Source organism: Streptomyces sp. NPDC034049 (assembly GCF_055575575.1).
Genome location: NZ_JBVISJ010000014.1, coordinates 210,500 through 228,078, shown reverse-complemented (window position 1 = coordinate 228,078; position 17,579 = coordinate 210,500). Strand labels below are relative to the sequence as shown.

The following is a 17,579-nucleotide window of genomic DNA, read 5'->3' as shown; positions in this document are numbered from 1 at the left end:
CCGGGCCCGGCCCGGCCCAGCTTTGTTCCGATCTCAGTCGAGGCAGAACTCGTTGCCCTCGATGTCCTGCATGAGCAGGCACGATTCGTCGTACTCGTCGGCGCGCAGCAGCCGTACACGCTCCGCGCCGAGCGCGACGAGTCGTGCGCACTCGGCCTCGAGCACGGCGACCCGCTCGTCGCCCACGAGCCCCGTTCCCACCCGCACATCGAGATGCACCCGGTTCTTGACGACCTTGCCCTCGGGAACGCGCTGGAAGTACATCCGGGGCCCGACGCCGGTGGGATCCATGCAGACGAACCCCGCACCCTGACGCTCGGGCGGCAGCGAACGGTGGTAGTCGTCCCAGGACGCGAACCCCTCCGGCGGCGGCGGTACGACATACCCCAGCACCTCGCACCAGAAGCGGGCGACGCGCTCGGGATCCGCGCAGTCGAAGGTGACCTGGAACTTCTTGATCGATGACATCGGCGCACCATAGCAAGGGAGTTGGACCGGCGGCTCGGGAATATCCGCGCGCCCGGGGGAGTCGATCACGGCATGCTCCGAGGACCGGCCCCGCGCCCGCCGGCGGCGGTGCTCGCGTCGCTCACAGGCTCGTCCCATAACCTCGTACGGGAGACGTAGGCCGGCGGGTGGAACCACGCAGGGAGGCGACGGTGTTCGGAAAGGGAACGCGCCTGCTCGCGGGCGCCGTCACCGTGGCCTGTGTGGTGATGCTCGGGCCCAGCGCGCCCGACGGCCTCTTCGGCGGGGCGCAGCCTGTCGACGCCGTCAAGGACATCGTGCCGAACCGGGTCATGACCTGGAACATGTGCAATCCCTGCAAGGAGAGCAACGTCGAGCGGGCGGCGGAGATCGCCGCGTACGCGCCGCAGGTCATCGGGTTGCAGGAGGCGTGCGCGCGTGACGTCGAGCGGATCCGGGAGTACCTGGAGAGCCTGCACGGGCTGGTCTACCACGTCGAGTACGGGACCGTGCTGCAGAACTGGAACCGCTGCGGGGGAGTGCCGTGGAGCCCGGGAGGCTACGGCCAGGCCATCCTCTCGGCGGCACCGATGACGGACCGCGTCAACGTGGAGTACCCCGACGGCGGATCCGAGAATCGCGGATACCTGGCGGTCACCACGACGGTGGGCGGCAGGTCCGTCCGGGTCTTCAACACGCATCTCGCCCAGCGGCAGCAGGCGGAGGTCCGGGCGGAGCAGGTCCGCGTGCTCGCCCCGGTCGTGGCCCGGTACGACCGTGCCGTCCTCGTCGGCGACTTCAACGCGGTGCCGGAGGCCCCCGAACTCGCCCCGCTGTGGAAGCTGGCCACGGACACCGATCCCGAGTGCCGTCCCGCCCTCGGCGGCGACTGCGAGGTGACCACCGACTGGCAGAGCAAGTTCGACTACGTCTTCCTGCGGGGCATCACCGCGCTCCGGCACGAGGTGCGGCTCACGGAGGTCTCGGACCACAACCTCCTGCACACCGACCTCGACCTCGGCTGACGCCCCGCCGTCGTCAGGTCGTGCGGGCGCGCAGGCGGCGCAGCATGCGCGCGTCCTCGAAGCCGACCGACCGGGCGGCGGCGTCGACCGTGGCGCCGTGGCTGATGAGGTGCTCGGCGCGCTCCAGGCGGAGGGTCTGCTGGTAGCGCAGCGGCGTCAGCCCGGTGGCGCGGCCGAAGAGCCGGGTGAGGGTGCGTTCGCTGACGCCGACGGCCGCGGCCAGGGCGGTCAGCGGAAGCGGCTCATCGAAGCGGGTGTCGATGAGGTCCTGGACGCGGTGCACGGTGTCGTCGAGATGCGAGCGGTGCCGGAACATCGCGCTGGACTGCGGCTCGTGGCCGTTGCGGCGAGCGTAGACGACCATGTCCCGGGCGACCTGCGCGGCGACGGCGGGCCCGTGCCGGCCCGCGACGAGGTGCAGGGCCAGGTCGATGCCGCTGGCGATGCCCGCCGAGGTGATCACCCGGTCGTCGGCGGTGAACAGGACGTCCCGGACCACGACGGCCCCGGGGTGGCGCAGTGCCAGTTCGTCCTGCACGTCGTGGTGGGTGGTGCAGCGGCGGCCCCTGAGCAGACCGGCCCGTCCGAGCGCCTCCGCGCCGGCGCAGACGCTCGCCACCGTCCCGCCCCGCGCGTGGTGGTCGCTCAGCGCCTTCAGGGAGGCGTCGGCGACGGCGGGCGAGTCGGCCAGGGTGACGGTCCGCCAGCCGGGCACCACGACCAGGTCCTCGGGCCCGAGTTCGGGCCAGTCGGTCCGGGCCAGCAGCGGCAGACCCTGCGCCGAGGGGACCTCCGGCCGTTCGGCGACGTAGGTGAGGGTGTAGGGGTGCCCGAAGTCGGCCGCGGTGGAGAAGACCTGCGCGGGACCGGCCAGGTCCAGCAGGTGGACTCCGGGCACCAGGAAGAAGACGATCCGGCTCACGATCCGGTCATCATGCCCGAAGACCGGCCCCGGCCTCCAGCCCGTCGACCGCCCCGGCCTCCGGCAGGCCGACCGCCCCGGCCTCCGGCAGGCCGACCGCGGCGGCCTCCAGCTCGGCGACCGTCGCGATGGTGGCGAAGCGGCCGGCGAGGGCGTACTCGGTACGGCGGACGACCTCGTCGGCGGGCAGGGTCCGGGGGTCGGCGAGCAGCTCGGCGACGGTCTGTCCGGCGGGGGCGTCGCGGTGCGGGATCGGCTGGGTGGCGGTCGCGTCGACGACGAACGTGACCTGGTAGCCGAGGTCGCTCGCGACGCGGGCGGTGGTCTCCACGCACTGCTCGGTGCGGATGCCGCAGACGGCGACCTCCCGCACGCCGCGCTCGGTGAGGATCTGCTGCAGATTGGTGGTGGTGAAGGCGTTGTGCGAGGTCTTGTGGAGCAACGGCTCCTCGCCCTCCCGGCGCTCCAGCCCCGCCTGCAGCCGGACGTGGCCGAGAGCCGGGTCGAAGGCGTCGCCGCTGCCGGGCTCCGCGTGGAGCACCCACACCACCAGGTCGCCGGCCCGGCGGGCCAGCCGGACCAGCCGGTCGGCCTTGTCGGCGATCTCCGGGTCGGAGATCGCCTCCCACAGCGGATCGGCGCGGAAGGACTCCTGGACATCGATGACGATCAGTGCTCGGGTCATGTCCCAAGCCTCGGCCGTACGGCCTCCGCCGCGACAGGCCGCATCGGGTCCCCGAGCGGACCGATCCGGTCAGTGACTCCGTTCGGTCACCGGTCGAGCACGAGCGATCGCAAGTGATCCACGAACGCGGCAATGCGCGACTCCCTCGGTCAGTAGCGGAACAACAGGGATGCCGCGGACGGCCGCCTCGTACGGTCCTCGCACCGGCGGACAGGGCGATGCCCGAGCCGCGCAGCGACCGACAGGAGATGCCGATATGGCCAATGTGGAGATTTCCCTGAAGGAGATCATGACCTCGATCGAGGGTTCCCTGGGGACCGCGCTCGTCGACTACACCAGCGGAATGGCCCTGGGCACCCTGGGCGGCGGAAAGGACCTGGACCTGACGATCGCGGCGGCCGGCAACACGGACGTGATCCGCGCCAAGACCCGCACCATGGAACACCTCGGCCTGACGGGGGAGATCGAGGACATGCTCATCACCCTGGGCAGTCAGTACCACATCATCCAGCCGCTCAAGGGCCGCAGCGGCAACGGGCTGTTCCTCTACCTCGTGCTCGACCGGACGAAATCGAACCTGGCCATGGCCCGCCACCAGCTCAGGCGTATCGGGGCCGAAGTCGACGTGTGACGCTCCGCGTTCTCCATGGCCTCGCACGCCCATGAGTTGAAGATTTCTTCAAGTGGACATATCCAGATCGGGCCAATCCCCTGGGTGTGCGGGGCCGGATCCACGAGGATGGGGACGCAAGTCCGCCTGCGGTGGCAGACACAGGCCGCCGTGCCCAGAGAGCCCGTCGAACGCGGCAGGGAGCGAGCGATTCTCATGCAGGTGCCCCTCTACCAGGCGAAGGCCGAGTTCTTCCGGATGCTCGGGCACCCGGTGCGCATCCGGGTCCTGGAGCTGCTCCAGGGCGGTCCGCTGCCCGTGCGTGACCTGCTGAGCGAGATCGAGATCGAACCGTCCAGTCTCAGCCAGCAGCTCGGCGTCCTGCGCCGCTCCGGCATCGTCGTCTCCATCCGGGAGGGCTCCACCGTCAGCTACGCCCTCGCCGGCGGCGACGTGGCCGAACTGCTCCGCGCGGCCCGCCGGATCCTGACCGAGCTGCTCGCCGGCCAGAGCGTGCTGCTCGCCGAGCTCCAGCAGGCGGACCTGGGCGGGCCCGTCCCCGAGCGTGGGGACGGGCCCGCTCCCCGGACGGTGGCGCAGGCAGGTGCCAAGTAGGTACCATGCCGAGCATGCCATCACTGAACGTGTCCTTCACGGACGAGGAAATGGAAGGTGTGCGGGCGGCCGCGGCGGCCGAGGGCAAGAGCCTGAAGCAGTACATGCACGACCTCGGGGTCCGCGAGATGCACCGCAAGCGGTTCGTCGCCGGCGCCACCGCGTGGGCGGACCGGCTGCGCGGCGAGTTCGACGAGGCCTTCCCCGACGAGGTGCCCCCGTCCCAGCGTGATCAGGGAGTCACCGCCGCCTGATGAGTGAAGCCCTGTACGTCGACGTCTCCTGGCTGCTGGACGTCCAGGAAGCCGCTCTCGGCACCGAGGACGTGTCCGTCACGGACTACTCCGCCCTGGTGGCGGCCGTCGCCCGGCACAAGACCCGGATGCCGACCCTGGAGACGTCGAACCCCGACGCCGCCTGGCGCGCGGCCGCGCTCCTGCACACCATCGCGCGCCTGGAGCCGTTGCCGCACCGCAACAGCCTCGTCGCCGCGTTCGTCGCCGCCCAGTACATGGACCAGTCGGCGCAAGGCATCGATCCGCCCTACGGGGCCCTGTCGGACCTGATCAGGAAGGTCCGGGAGAGCAGGCTGACCATCTACGAGGTCGCCGACACCCTGCGGTCCTGGCGGATCTGACGTGCGACAGGCCCCCGTGCGCCGTGCGCGCCGGGGGCCTGCGGTGACTCAAGGGCGTATCAGCAGGTCGAGTTGGTCTGGGTGAGGAGGCCGAGCCGCCACGGCAGCAGGTTGTAGTCGCCGCTCGCGCCGGGGTTCAGGCCCTGGTAGAGATACTGCAGCCGGCAGGCGGGGATGGTCAGTGTCTGGTCGTACCCGGCCCGGATCATCTCGCCGTGGCTGACGTCCCTGGTCCACGCGCCCGAGGGGAAGGCGACGTTGTTGGCCCGGGCGAACGGGTTGCTCTCGGACGCGGCCAGCTGGGTCCAGGAACCGGCGAGGCTGCCGGCGGTCCAGGAGCGGAAGTAGCGCCGGCCGTCCGATCCGATCGCCTCCACCAGGAGCAGATACTGATCGGAGCCCTGCACCTTGTACACGTTGCTCGCTTCGAACAGGGCGTACTTGGAGTCCTGCGCCGCGATGACGGTGTCGGTGAAACCGTTCGGGAACTGACCGACGCCGGTCCGGGACCGGTAGAGGTGCCCGTTGTCGTCGGAGGAGAACAGATAGCAGTTGGCGCTGTCGCAGATCACCCACATGTCGACCCAGTAGCCGTTGCCGATGTTCTGCCGGATGATCTCCGGCATCGACGCGTAGAAGTTGCGCGGTGCGCTCCACCCGTTCGGATTGCTGATGTCGGGGTTGGTGGAGTAGGAGGCGTTGCCGGTCTGGTAGACGAGGTACCACAGGCGCTGCGGGGCGTAGTAGAAGACCTGCGGGGCGGCCCGGTAGCCGGCTCCGATGGCGCTGCGGTCCAGATAGTGGTGCGTGGCGGAGCCGGCCTGCGACCAGTCGCTGAAGTTCAGGTACACCAGGTTGTACCCGGAGGAGCTCGCGACGCTGGCGAACACGTGGTACTTCCCGTTGTACCGGACGACCGTCGGATCCTTGATGCCGGCGATGTTGTGGGTGGCGTCCGGCTTCGGTGAGATCAGCGTCCCGCTGGAACTCCAGGAGAAGCGGGAGGGCAGCGCGGCGGCGGACCGGGGCGAGGAGGTGTCGGCCCGCCGGGTCGTGGGCGTGCCGCCCATGGCCGTGAGCGTCGACCCGTACGCCGGTTTCTTGTTGCCGTTGCGGTCGAACAGCAGCGGGTTCTCCCCGGCGCGCCAGGAGTCGCTGTCGCGGATGCCCCAGACGGTGATGCCGGTACAGCGCGCCACGTTCAGACAGGCCCTGACCGTGTTGGCGTACGCGGTCGTCGGGGCCTGTGCGATGTCCAGCTCGGTGATCTGCACGTCCACGCCGAGCGCGGCGAAGCTCGACAGTGTGGTCTGGAAGCTTGCGGGGGGACCGCCGGCGCCGAAGTGGGCCTGGAGGCCCACGCAGTCGATGGGCACGCCGCGCGCCTTGAAGTCGCGGACCATGCGGTAGACGCCCTGGGTCTTGGCGGCGTTCCAGTCCTCGATGTTGTAGTCGTTGTAGCAGAGCTTCGCCGCCGGATCGGCGGTGCGGGCCGTACGGAACGCCTGCTCGATGAAGCCGTCGCCCAGCAGGTTCTGGAAGACCGAGGGGCGGTGCTGGCCGCTGCCGCCGTCCGCGAAGGCCTCGTTGACCACGTCCCAGGAGTGGATCCGGCCCTTGTAGCGGTTCATGACGGTCGTGATGTGGTTGTTCATCACCCCGCGCAGGGTGTTGGCGTCCGTGATGGAGCCGACCCAGCCGGGCAGTTGGGAGTGCCAGACCAGTGTGTGGCCGCGCAGGCGCTGGCCCCGGGCCGTCGCGCGGTTCACGATCTGGTCTGCGGGCCCGAAGGTGAACTGTCCGCGAGACCGCTCGGTCGCGTCCCACTTCATCTCGTTCTCTGGGGTGACCGAGTTGAACTCGCGGTCCAGGATGCCCGTGTAGGTGCCGTCACCGAGCCTGCCGGCGGCCACGGCGGCTCCGAAGTACCGCCCGGACTGCGCAGCCTGCGCGCCCAGGGTGGACGCCTTGACCTCGTCCGGCGCACCGGACGCGGCGCCGGGCGTCACCAGGGCCAGGAGAGCTGCCAGGCCCACCACCGAGGCTCGGCGTCGGCCGATCCGTTTCAACGGGTTCATCGTTCTCCTCGTACGGTCGGGTGCCAGTGAGGGTGCTGCGGGTGCGGAAGCCTCGGGGCGGACAACAACGGAGGATGACGAGGGCATGACATGACCGAAGGCATGGAGCGCCCATGCCGTCCGCCTCCGTCCGCCCGGCCCGGTTCGTAATGCCGGACATCGATCGGCTCATCGAGCACTTCGGATGATAGGAGGCCGGTGAACGGCGTCAATGCCTCTCGCAAAATTCGATCCTGACAGCGAAACATTTCGTCGATCGGCGAGGGTGGAGGAGACCCGCGCCGTTCATGTGTGTGGACGGTTCTGGCTGGTCCTGGCGCATGCGGGCACCCGTGTCTCGATCGCGCGGTCGGTCGGACGGCAGGTGTTGACATGTTCTCCCGCCTCTCTATAGTCCCGGACTACCCGGCGCCCGAACGGCTTCGATCGCGAAGCACGGCGAATCTTGCGCCCTCTCGTTCCCGCTGCATTGTCAGGTTCGTGACAAACGAAGGAGGCCCATGTGATCACTGCGACGAAAACCCTCTTACGGCCCGCCGTGCTCGCGGTGCTGCTCGTCCTGACCCTCGGAGCCGTGCCGTCCACGGCCTCCGGCGCGACCGCCGCTCCCGCGCGCGCCGCCGCCGCGACCCCCGGCTGCGGCAAGGCGCCCACCCTCACCAGTGGTACGCACACGATCCAGAGCGGCGGCAGGAACAGGAGCTTCATCCTGCGGATCCCCGACGGGTACGACCGCAACCGCCCCTACCGCCTGGTTCTCGGCTTCCACTGGCTCGGCGGCACCTCCACCGACGTCTCCACGGGTCGGACCGTGGAGACCGGCACCTGGTCCTACTACGGGCTCCAGCGGCTGGCCGGCAACAGCGCCGTCTTTGTCGCGCCCCAGGGGCTCAACAACGGCTGGGCCAACAACGGGGGCGAGGACGTCACCTTCGTCGACGACATGATCCGGCGCATCGAGGCCGATCTCTGCGTCGACACCGCACAGCGCTTCGCCCTGGGATTCAGCTACGGCGCCGCCATGACCTACGCGCTCGCGTGTTCCCGGGCCACCGTCTTCCGCGCGGTCGCCGTCCAGAACGGCGGTCAGCTCAGCGGGTGCGCCGGCGGCACCCAGCCGGTCGCCTACCTCGGGGTGCACGGCATCAGGGACACCGTCCTCGGCATCTCCGGCGGACGGACGATGCGCGACAGGTTCGTCAGGAACAACGGCTGCACCGCCCAGAATCCGCCCGAGCCCGCCCGTGGCAGCCTGACGCACCGGGTCACCACCTACTCGGGGTGCTCCGCCGGACGCCCGGTCGCCTGGGCCGCGTTCGACGAGGGGCACATCGCCGCCCCGCAGGACGGCGCCACCGGTGACAGCGGCTCCAGGACCTGGCTGCCCGGCGAGGTGTGGAAGTTCTTCACGCAGGCCGGGAACTCCCCCTCGGCACAGGGGACTTCGGCCTTGACGAAGTGAGCGGGGCAGCCACCGAGCAGGTCAGCCACCGCCCCGGACCCGCCCGGCCCCGAATTCGCTCGGCCGGGGGACCGGCGCCGGACGCCCGCGCGGCGTCCGGCGCCGGTCGCGTCAGGTCCGGGTGCAGGCGGTCCCGTTCAGGCTGAAGCCGCCCGGTGCGGCGAAGGTGCCGCCGTAGGTGCCCTGGAAGCCGAAACTCTGGCTGCCGCCCGGGGAGATGCTCGCGCTGTGCGTCGGCGCGCTCGCCGTGACCGCGCCCGACGACGCGGAGAGGGAGGCGTTCCAGGCGCCGGTGACGCTCTGCCCGGAGGGCAGCGTGAAGGCCAGCCGCCAGTTGTCGACGGGCGCCGAACCGGTGTTGCTGACGGTGACGTTCGCGGTGAAGCCGCCCTGCCACACGGTGGTGGCGTACGACACCGCGCAGGCCGCGCCGCCCGGGGTGCCCGGCCCGCTGCCGCTGGTCTCGACGGTGGACGAGAAGGAGTCCACGGTCAGCCCGGTGCCGTTCTGCCAGGGCTCGAAGCCGGCCTGGACGCTGGTCAGGTACCAGTTGTTCTGCGCCAGTCCCCGGGAGACGGCCTGCCGGACGAAGTTCATCACGTCGAAGCTCCAGCTCGCGATCGCCGACGGGGCGACGAACGACAGCACGTCGTTGGCGCCGTTGTTGCCCGACCAGACCTGCCAGGACCGCCCGCCGACGGTGGCCGTGCCCACCGGGGAGCCGATGGGCTGGACCGGGCCCACCTTGTTGAACCAGATCATGATCTCGGTCCGGTTCACTCCGTCGGTACGGGGCGTCGGGTCAAGCCAGATGTCGTACGAGGCGTTGTAGACGGCGTCGCCGACGTAGCCGTACGAGATGCTGCTGGGCGCACGGGAGATGCCGGAGAGCTGGGCGGGCAGGTTGGTCCCCGGCGAGCAGTTGGTGTAGTGGCAGCCGTTGAAGACGGAGGGGTACGACTTCGGGGCGCCGTCGGTGGGGACGGAGCCGTCGGCCCGGGTGACCCGGAAGCCGGTGTCGGTGGTGGTGACGCACTGGGGCCAGCCGGTTCCCCAGCGGTTGTTCTGGACGACGTAGCGACCCTGGATCACGCTCGATCCGTACTGCTCGCAGACGGTCGTGTCGGCCTGGGCCGGTGGCGTGGCGGTGAAGAGTGCCGCGAGGGTCGCGAGCGCGGTGAGCAGCGCGGCCAACGCGCCGCGCGCGGTGCGCGGGAGAGGGGGTGACGGTCGCATGGGGGACCTCTTTCGGAGGTACGGCCGGGACGTGGGGGTGGCACGGGCGCTCCTCGGTTCCCCCGTCTGGGAGCGCTCCCATTTCCGTTCTGTTCCGGACTGTAGGAGTGCGGGCATGCCCCTGACAACCCTGTTGCGGCGACTCGTCGTACGAGCGGACGTCGCCGGCGCGGTCCCTCGGTGCCGACAGGGACCCTGTCGGCACCGGGACGCACGGCGCGGCTGAGCGACCGCCGCGACGTCAGGCCAGGCCGAACCGTTCCGCGTGCACCTGCCGCCGGGGGACCGCCAGTTCACGCATCGCGCGCAGCACGGCCGAGGTCATCGCGGGCGGCCCGCAGACATACACATCGCGTTCGGCGATGTCGGGGACCAGGGCCCGCAGACCGTTCGGCTCGAACGGCTCGAACGGCGGTGTTCCCTCCCCCGTGCGACCGGTGAGCAGGTGCAGTCGCCCGCCACGCGCCCCGACCAGGGCGCGCACCTCGTCCACCAGCACGGCGTCGCTCTCACCGCGCACCCGGTAGAGCACGACCACGTCGCCCGCCGGCTGCTCCTCCAGCAGGGACCGCACCGGGGTGATCCCCACCCCGCCCGCGATCAGCAGGACCCCCGGGCGCGTCCGGTGCAACGAGGTGAACGCCCCGTACGGCCCCTCGACGAACGCGCGGCTGCCGACGGGGAGATCACGCAGTCCGGCGCTGGTGCTGCCCACCGCCTTGGCGGTCAGCCGCAGCGTCCGGCCGTCCGGCGCCGCCGACAGCGAGAACGGGTTGGCGAGCCACCAGTGGTTGTGCCCGGGGAACCGCCAGACGCAGAACTGCCCGGCCCGGGCCGGCAGCCGGTCGAGGTGCCGGCCGGTGACATGCACCGACACCACGTCGTCCGACTCCCGTACGACCGCCGCGACCCGGAACCGGTGCCGGGCGTTGCGCCACACCGGCAGCCCGATCCGGCCCACGACCAGGGCACCGAACGCGAACAGCCACAGCGCCCACCAGTACGTCCACGCGAACGCGGAGGAGCTGAACGTCGTGGTCTCCAGCAGCTGGTGCACGAACGCCAGCCCCAACGCCAGGTACAGCAGCAGATGCAGCCCGTGCCACGTCTCGTAGCGCAGCCGCCGGCGCACCGCGCGGGCGGAGACCGCGGCGACCACCACGACGACCGCCGCGGCCAGCACCCCGAGCAGCGAGGCCGGCACTCCGGCCAGCGCGAGGAAGGTCTTCGTCATCGACGCGTCGTCGAGCCTCGCGTAACCCAGCACCACCAGCACGGCGTGGGTGAGCAGGGTCCACAGCAGGGTGAAGCCGACCCACCGGTGCCACACCGTCAGCCGGTCCATGCCGATACGACGGTCCAGCCACGGCAGCCGGGCCACCAGCAGCAGCTGGAACAGCATCAGCACGGCGGCGTGCAGACCGAAGAACTTGGCGACCGTGAGCACCCCGTTCTTGCCCGCGCCCGAGGTGAGGAACAAGAACTCGACGATCGCCAGATTGACGATGACGAACGTCCACAGCGCCCACCGCGCCATGGTCACGGGAGGTATGGTCCCGTGCCGCACCCGTGTACTCGTCGCCTCCACCGCTGCCCCCTCCGGTTCCTGTGACGCACTGCCGCCCGCTCCCGAAGAGGTCGGGAGGACCGGGCGTCCCGATCCGATCCGGCCCCTGGGCGGGGCAAGAATATGGAACGTGGCAAGAAGTAGACCCCGCTGGGGCCCGACCGGTTCCTGACGGTGTGGCGAGAGTCGCTCCGCGGGCACCTCGGGTGATGTCACGAGAACTCGGGGAAGAAGGTGCGGCAACCGATCGGAGGTTGTCGTGGAAGGTGCAGACCTGGAACTGGGCGAATTGCTGACCGCTGCGGAGGCGGCCCCGCCCGGTGATTCCGTCGAAGTGGTGGCGCACGATCTGCAGAAGCGGCTCGGCGCGCAGCGGGTGTCCTTCCTGTTCGTCGACCTCATGGGGCAACGACTGGTACGACTCGTCGCGGCCGACGGCGACATCGTGGACCAGGCCGAGCCGATCGATCTGCACGGCAGCGTCTACGACGACGTGCTGCGGAGCCAGCGCCAGCACGTGGAACCCGACGGGCAGGGCGGACAGCGGGTCGTCACGCCGGTCACCAACCGCGGTGACTGCATCGGCCTCCTGGAGGTGACCCTGCCGAACATCGCGGACACCGTGCTCCGGCAGGTCCGCGACGCGGCACACGCACTGGCCTACATCATCGTCACCGACCGCCGCTTCACCGATCTCTACCACCTCGGCAGACGCACGACCCGTACCAGCCTGGCCGCGGAGATCCAGCACCAGCTGCTTCCCTCGGCCCCCTGTTGCGAGGCGGCCCAGTTCACCCTGGCCGCCGGCCTCGTCCCGGCCGACGACATCGGGGGCGACACCTACGACTACACGCTCGACCGTGACACCCTCCACCTGTCCATCACCGACGCCATGGGCCACGACACGCAATCCGCCCTGCTCGCCACGTTGTTGGTGGGCGCGCTGCGACAGGCGCGCCGCGGCGGCTGCGACGCCCTCAGCCAGGCCGACCACGCCCATCAGGCCCTGCTGCGTCACAGCCGGGGCCTGGCCACGGGACAGTTGCTGTGCGTCGATCTCGCGACCGGCGTGTGTGAAGTGGTCAACGCCGGGCACCCCTGGCCCCTGCGGTTGCGGGACGGCACCGTCGAAGAGGTCGAACTCGCCGTCAACCTGCCCTTCGGAGTGTCGGCGCCCATCCCTTACCGCCTACAGAAACTGAGCCTGAGACCCGGCGACCGTCTGATCCTGCTCACCGACGGGATGCAGGACCGCGGGGCAGCGGCCGCCGATCTGGAGGCGGTCCTGCTGGAGACCCGCGCGCTGCACCCGAGAGAGGTCGTCCGCAGCCTGACCGCCGCGGTGCTCGACGCCTGCCACGGTCACCTCAGGGACGACGCCACGGTCCTGGTGCTGGACTGGCACGGCAACCCCGAATGAGAGCCGCCGACGCCCCGCGGGGCGACACGAGGAAGAAGCCGACCGCCATGACCATCACGCACCCCGTCGACGACCGTGTCCTGCGCCTGCGCCGACGGCTGGAACGCCTGACAGGGGTCGCGGCGACCGAGGGCAACGCGCTCACCGTGCTCCGCAACGGAGACGAGATCTTCCCGGCGATGCTGGGTGCGATCCACCGTGCCCGGCACACGGTGGACATGATGACGTTCGTCTACTGGAGGGGGGACATCGCCCGCGAGTTCGCCCACGCCCTCGCCGAACGGGCCCGTGCCGGGGTACGGGTACGACTGCTGCTGGACGGCTTCGGCAGCCGGCTGATCGAGACCGAGCAGCTCCGGACGATGGAGCGGGCCGGCGTGCAGGTGGCCTGGTTCCGCAAACCGCTGTACCTGTCCCCGCTCAAACAGAACCACCGCTGCCACCGCAAGGTGCTCGTCGTCGACGAGGAGACCGCGTTCACCGGCGGGGTGGGCATAGCCCAGGAGTGGTGCGGCGACGCGCGCGACGAGACCGAGTGGCGCGACACGCACGTCGAGGTCCGCGGGCCCGCGGTGGACGGCCTGGCCGCCGCGTTCGCGCAGAACTGGGCCGAGTGCCACGACGAACTCTTCGACGAACGCGACCGGTTCATCGAGCACCGCCCGCAGGGCGGGTCCGTCGTCCAGGTGGTGCGCGGCTCGGCCAGCCTCGGCTGGCAGGACATGCAGACGCTGATGCGCGTCATGTTGGAGTCCGCCGAGGAACGCTTCCGCCTGGCCACCGCCTACTTCGCGCCGGACGTGTACTTCGTCGACCTGCTGTGCGCCACCGCCCGGCGCGGGGTGCGGGTGGAGATCCTCCTCCCGGGCACCCACACCGACAAGCGCGTCTGCCGACTGGCCGGCCAGCACCACTACGACGAGCTGACCGCCTGCGGGGTGAAGATCCACCAGTACCGGCCGACGATGATGCACGCCAAGGTGGTCACCGTCGACGGGGTCACCGCGCTGATCGGTTCGACCAACTTCAACCGGCGCTCCCTCGACCACGACGAGGAGATCATGCTGGCCGTGCTCGACGAGGAGTTCACCCGCACCCTCGACGCGCACTTCGAGGCGGACCTCGCGTCGAGCGATCCGATCCGGCCCGGCCGCTGGAAGCGGCGCTCTCTCCTGCAACGAGCACAGGAAGCAGCCGTACAGCCCATCCGCCGCTTCCTGTGACCGGCGGCAGGGGCCGGCCGTCGCTACGCCACCGCGCTCAGCGTGTCCGCGAGGCGCCGGCGGGAGGCGCGGGCCGCGGGTACGGCGGCGAGGGCCAGCGCCCCCAGGAGCGCCGCCGCCCCGAAGGCGGACAGCGCCACGAGGGAGGGGCCCTGCGCGATACCGGCCCCGATGCCGCTCGACCGGCCCTGGGCGTCGATCAGCCATCGCGCGAGGGGGAGACCCAGCGCCAGGGCGACCGCGACCGCGGCCAGGGCCGTGCAGCCCGTGGCGGTCACCGTGATCGCGGTGATCTGCCGCGGTGACAGCCCCGCCGCCTTGAGCGCCAGCAGGTCCCGTTCGCCCTCGCGCACGGTGCCACCGATGACGGTGAGCAGTTCGACGAGCCCGATGAGCGCGAGTACGCCCAGCAGTCCGACGACGACACCTCGCAGCGGCGAGAGTCCGTCGGCGGGGTTCGTCACCGCGTGCACGTCCAGCTGCCCCCGGCCCGCCGCGTCGGTCAGCTCGGCGGCGACCGCGTGCGGATCGGCGCCGGGACGCAGCCGCAACTGGTAGAGCGTGGGGCGCAGTCGGGGGTCGTTCTCCCGGAGGGTGTCGAGGGAGGTGGAGATGACGCGGCCGGCGTTGTCCGGTTCGATGCTGCGGCCCACGATGTGCAGGATCTGCGGACGGCCGCCCACCGTCATGCGCACCCAGTCGCCGACACGTACGTCCAGCAGATCCAGCAGCCCCTGCCCGGCCACCGCCTCGTCGGGCCCCCGCGCGGTACGGCCCTCGGCGAGCGCGAAGGGGTAGGGGTCCGCGTCCGTGCCGAGTCCGCGCAGCGCGATCGTGGCCGTCTGACCCGGCACCAGCGCGGCCACCTCCACACCGGGACGGGCGGCGGTCACCTCGGGATGGCGGGACAACAGGGCCCGCGTCGCCGGCGCGTCCGTACGGTCGTCGGCGCGCACGGTCAGCGCGGCGGGCATCCCCAGCTGCTCGGGGCGGGTGTGGAAGCGGTCGATGGTCGTCCACGCGCTCATCGCCACCACGACCAGCGTCAACGGCAGCGCGAGCCGGGCGATCGTGGCCAGGGTGCGCGGCCGACGGGTGAACGCCTTGTGCCAGCCGAGGACCAGCGCGGGCGGCAGCCCCAGGGCCAGCGCCCGGCGCGCCGTCGCCGACAGGCGGCCGCCGGCCGGGGCGGCGGCCCGGGGCACCGGCACCGGCGGAACCCGCCCCGCCCGCCAGGCCGCGAGGCCGGTGGTCGCGCCGATGAACAGCACCACCGCCACCGGCACCGCCACGAGCGCCGCCGTGTGTCCCGGCAACCCCTGCCACACGCCGACCGCGTCCCCGAGCCGCCCCGGCGTCCGGGGCCCCAGCGCCTCGGTGAGCGCGGCCGCGGCCACGGCGCCCAGCAGGGCGTAGGCCAGGTGCTGGAGCAGGAAGACACGCACCAGCTGGCCGGGGGTGAAACCGATCGCCTTCAGGATCGAGATGTCCCGCAGATGCCCCCGGACCCGGGTGCCGATCGCGCCGTGCACGGCGAGTCCCGCGGCGACCAGAGCGCCCAGTCCGAACAGTCCCAGCACCTGCCCGAGCAGCCGGTCGTCGCCCTGGGCCTCGGACCGCGCCTGCTGCCAGGAGGAGACCTCGCTGACGGCGTCGGCGCCGAGCAGGGTGACGGCACGCTGGACGGCGTAGTCGGTGGCGTCGGGGTCGGTCAGCCGCAGCCCGATCACCTGACCGCCCGCGGAGCCGGTACGGGGCAGGGCGGACGGCGGCGCCCAGACCAGGCCGGGCCGCTCGCCCTTGCGGTAGCCGGGCTCGGCGCTGTCGGCGACACCGAGGACGGTCAGGGTCCTGGGGTCGCCGCCCGGCAGGGTCAGGACGTCCCCGGGGCCGGCCAGCAGCGCCTGTGCCAGGCCGCTCTCCAGCACCACCCCGTCGGGCCTGCCGGGATCCAGCCAGCGGCCGGAGGTGAGCAGCGGGCGGCCGGTGTCGGGCCGCTCGCCGGTGCCGCGCAGCTCGACCGGGGCGCGCGTGCCCCGGGTGGCGATCGTGGTGGCGGAGGTGGGGTAGGGGCCCGCCACCGCCTCGACCCCGTCCAGGTCGTCCAACGCGCCGAGGTCGGCGGCTTCGGCGGAGGCGGCGGTGTGGATCCACACATGGGCGCCCCGGGACTGGGTGAAGACCCGCTGCCAGGGGTTCGTCGCATAGCCGAAGAGCGCCGCCGCCAGCAGCAGGGAGGCGACGATGCCGACGGTGGCGAGGACCAGGAACAGCGCCTCGCCGCGATGGGTCCGCAGGTCCGAGTGCGCCCAGCGCAACATGGCTCGCATGGGTCAGTCCTTCAGCTCCAGCACGGCGGGGACCCCCGCGCGGGGCGTCGGCGTGCCGTCCAGCTCGACGTCGTCGGCGATGCGGCCGTCGAAGAAGCTGATGACCCGGTCGGCCGCACTCGCCAGCCGTGCGTCGTGCGTGACCAGGAGGATCGTCTGCCCCCGCCGGTGGAAACGGGACAGCACCCGCGTCACCTCGCGGGTGCCCTTGCTGTCCAGACTGCCCGCCGGCTCGTCGGCCAGCAGCAGCGGCGGACGGTTCACCAGGGCGCGGGCGAGCGCGACCCGCTGCTGCTCGCCGCCGGAGAGCTCGCCCGGCATGCTGCGCTCCTTGCCGGTGAGCCCCAGCTCGGCCAGCAGCTCCTCGCGCTCGGCGCGCGCCCGTCTGGCGGAGACCCCGGCCAGCAGCGCCGGCAGTTCCACGTTGTCCGCGACGGACAGGTCCGAGACCAGGTTGAAGAACTGGAACACGATGCCGATGCGGCGTCGGCGCTCCACGGCCCAGCGCGCCTCGCTGTAGTCGTCGGTGCGCTCACCGCCCAGCCAGATGCTGCCGCTGTCCGGCCGCTGGAGCCCGCCCAGCAGATGCAGCAACGTCGACTTGCCCGCCCCGGACGGACCGGTGACGGCCACGAACTCGCCCTCCCGCACGCACAGGTCCACTCCGCGCACGGCATGGGCGGGGGCGCCCTGCCCGTGGTGGGTCTTGACGAGGCCCTCGGCCCGCAGCACAGGGATGGGGGCGTCGCTCACCGAGGCTCCTCCAGTTCCTCCTGGCAGCGCTCCAGCCAGTCGAGGTCGGCCTGGAGGTGCAGCATGGCGCCCTCGATCAGCAGCCGGGAGACACGGTTGTCCCGGCCGTTCTCGGCTGTGGAGAGCTTCGACAGGTTGCGCATGGTGTTCAGGTAGTGGCGCCGTTGTCTGTTGATGAGGGCGATCTGGTCGGCGAGACCGGTCTGCGGGGCGAGCGCGAGCTTCATGAAGAACTCGTCCCTGACCCGCGGCTCGTCCGCCGTCTCCTCGTACCAGGCGCGCAGCGCCTCCCGCCCGGCGTCGGTGAGGTGGTAGATCTTCTTGTTGGGCCGGCTCGACTGCTCGACCTCCTCGCCCTCGATCAGGCCCGACTTCTCGAGGCGGCCGAGGGTCACATAGATCTGGCCGACGTTCGGCTGAGGGTACGCGGCGCCCAGCAGTTGCTCAAGGTCCTGCTTGAGCTCGTAGCCGTGGGCCGGGCCGCGCGCCAGCAGGGCCAGGAGGGGCAGGCGCACTCGAGCTGTCCTCCTCGCAGCCTCGTATTGTGT

The 17,579-nt window shown here is 71.3% G+C and carries 17 protein-coding genes; 8 read left to right on the top strand and 9 right to left on the bottom strand.

Translation table 11 applies throughout. The features are described 5' to 3' along the window. Window positions 1-33 precede the first annotated feature (33 nt). A complete protein-coding gene (locus tag ACZ52C_RS33030) occupies window positions 34-468 on the bottom strand; it encodes a VOC family protein (RefSeq protein ID WP_469078211.1) in 435 nt (144 codons plus the stop codon). Between the two features lie 248 nt (window positions 469-716). On the opposite strand from ACZ52C_RS33030, the gene ACZ52C_RS33025 reads away from it, so the two are divergent. Beyond that, entirely contained in the window at window positions 717-1,493 is a 777-nt protein-coding gene (locus tag ACZ52C_RS33025) for an endonuclease/exonuclease/phosphatase family protein (RefSeq protein WP_469078236.1), read from the top strand. A 13-nt stretch (window positions 1,494-1,506) separates the two neighbouring features. Here the strand turns inward: ACZ52C_RS33025 and ACZ52C_RS33020 are convergent, their stop codons facing one another. Next, window positions 1,507-2,415 carry a GlxA family transcriptional regulator gene (locus ACZ52C_RS33020; protein WP_469078210.1) on the bottom strand — a complete coding sequence of 303 codons (909 nt, stop codon included), beginning with the start codon at window positions 2,413-2,415 and terminating at the stop codon, window positions 1,507-1,509. Between the two features lie 10 nt (window positions 2,416-2,425). After that, window positions 2,426-3,100 (bottom strand): isochorismatase family protein, encoded by a 675-nt coding sequence (locus tag ACZ52C_RS33015; RefSeq protein WP_469078209.1) that lies wholly within the window; start codon window positions 3,098-3,100, stop codon window positions 2,426-2,428. A gap of 256 nt (window positions 3,101-3,356) precedes the next feature. On the opposite strand from ACZ52C_RS33015, the gene ACZ52C_RS33010 reads away from it, so the two are divergent. From ACZ52C_RS33010 to ACZ52C_RS32995, 4 genes are all read left to right on the top strand, one after another. Continuing rightward, complete coding sequence (locus tag ACZ52C_RS33010; RefSeq protein WP_469078208.1) at window positions 3,357-3,731, top strand: roadblock/LC7 domain-containing protein; 375 nt, start codon at window positions 3,357-3,359, stop codon at window positions 3,729-3,731. Window positions 3,732-3,926: 195 nt separating this feature from the next. Next, entirely contained in the window at window positions 3,927-4,325 is a 399-nt protein-coding gene (locus ACZ52C_RS33005) for an ArsR/SmtB family transcription factor (protein ID WP_319104420.1), read from the top strand. Between the two features lie 14 nt (window positions 4,326-4,339). Next, window positions 4,340-4,579 carry a hypothetical protein gene (locus tag ACZ52C_RS33000; protein ID WP_045561349.1) on the top strand — a complete coding sequence of 80 codons (240 nt, stop codon included), beginning with the start codon at window positions 4,340-4,342 and terminating at the stop codon, window positions 4,577-4,579. Further along, window positions 4,579-4,962: a toxin Doc gene (locus ACZ52C_RS32995; RefSeq protein WP_086800193.1), complete on the top strand. Its 384-nt coding sequence runs from the start codon at window positions 4,579-4,581 to the stop codon at window positions 4,960-4,962. The genes ACZ52C_RS33000 and ACZ52C_RS32995 overlap by 1 nt, the downstream gene beginning before the upstream one ends. 59 nt (window positions 4,963-5,021) lie before the next feature. Here ACZ52C_RS32995 and ACZ52C_RS32990 read toward each other — a convergent pair whose 3' ends face one another. Next, window positions 5,022-7,040, bottom strand: a complete 2,019-nt coding sequence (locus tag ACZ52C_RS32990; protein WP_469078207.1) for a glycoside hydrolase — start codon at window positions 7,038-7,040, stop codon at window positions 5,022-5,024. A gap of 502 nt (window positions 7,041-7,542) precedes the next feature. Here ACZ52C_RS32990 and ACZ52C_RS32985 point away from each other — a divergent pair. After that, window positions 7,543-8,502, top strand: a complete 960-nt coding sequence (locus ACZ52C_RS32985) for a CE1 family esterase (RefSeq protein WP_469078206.1) — start codon at window positions 7,543-7,545, stop codon at window positions 8,500-8,502. A gap of 111 nt (window positions 8,503-8,613) precedes the next feature. On the opposite strand, the gene ACZ52C_RS32980 is transcribed toward ACZ52C_RS32985, so the two are convergent. Beyond that, window positions 8,614-9,738 (bottom strand): GH12 family glycosyl hydrolase domain-containing protein, encoded by a 1,125-nt coding sequence (locus ACZ52C_RS32980; protein WP_469078205.1) that lies wholly within the window; start codon window positions 9,736-9,738, stop codon window positions 8,614-8,616. Window positions 9,739-9,979: 241 nt separating this feature from the next. Continuing rightward, a complete protein-coding gene (locus tag ACZ52C_RS32975) occupies window positions 9,980-11,275 on the bottom strand; it encodes a ferredoxin reductase family protein (RefSeq protein WP_469078235.1) in 1,296 nt (431 codons plus the stop codon). 289 nt (window positions 11,276-11,564) lie between these two features. Here ACZ52C_RS32975 and ACZ52C_RS32970 point away from each other — a divergent pair, with 289 nt between their 5' ends. Beyond that, window positions 11,565-12,725, top strand: a complete 1,161-nt coding sequence (locus tag ACZ52C_RS32970) for a PP2C family protein-serine/threonine phosphatase (protein WP_469078204.1) — start codon at window positions 11,565-11,567, stop codon at window positions 12,723-12,725. A gap of 47 nt (window positions 12,726-12,772) precedes the next feature. Then, window positions 12,773-13,948 carry a phospholipase D-like domain-containing protein gene (locus ACZ52C_RS32965; RefSeq protein ID WP_469078203.1) on the top strand — a complete coding sequence of 392 codons (1,176 nt, stop codon included), beginning with the start codon at window positions 12,773-12,775 and terminating at the stop codon, window positions 13,946-13,948. Window positions 13,949-13,971: 23 nt separating this feature from the next. Here the strand turns inward: ACZ52C_RS32965 and ACZ52C_RS32960 are convergent, their stop codons facing one another. The 3 genes from ACZ52C_RS32960 to ACZ52C_RS32950 are packed head-to-tail and all read right to left on the bottom strand — an operon-like array spanning window position 13,972 to window position 17,546. Then, window positions 13,972-16,278, bottom strand: coding sequence for an ABC transporter permease (locus ACZ52C_RS32960; RefSeq protein ID WP_469078202.1), 2,307 nt, complete (start codon window positions 16,276-16,278; stop codon window positions 13,972-13,974). 3 nt (window positions 16,279-16,281) lie between these two features. After that, window positions 16,282-17,031 carry an ABC transporter ATP-binding protein gene (locus tag ACZ52C_RS32955; RefSeq protein WP_469078201.1) on the bottom strand — a complete coding sequence of 250 codons (750 nt, stop codon included), beginning with the start codon at window positions 17,029-17,031 and terminating at the stop codon, window positions 16,282-16,284. Beyond that, the gene (locus ACZ52C_RS32950) at window positions 17,028-17,546 is read right to left on the bottom strand and encodes a PadR family transcriptional regulator (RefSeq protein WP_033528774.1); all 519 of its coding nucleotides are present in this window, start codon (window positions 17,544-17,546) and stop codon (window positions 17,028-17,030) included. Before ACZ52C_RS32950 ends, ACZ52C_RS32955 begins: the two co-directional genes overlap by 4 nt. Window positions 17,547-17,579: the final 33 nt, after the last annotated feature.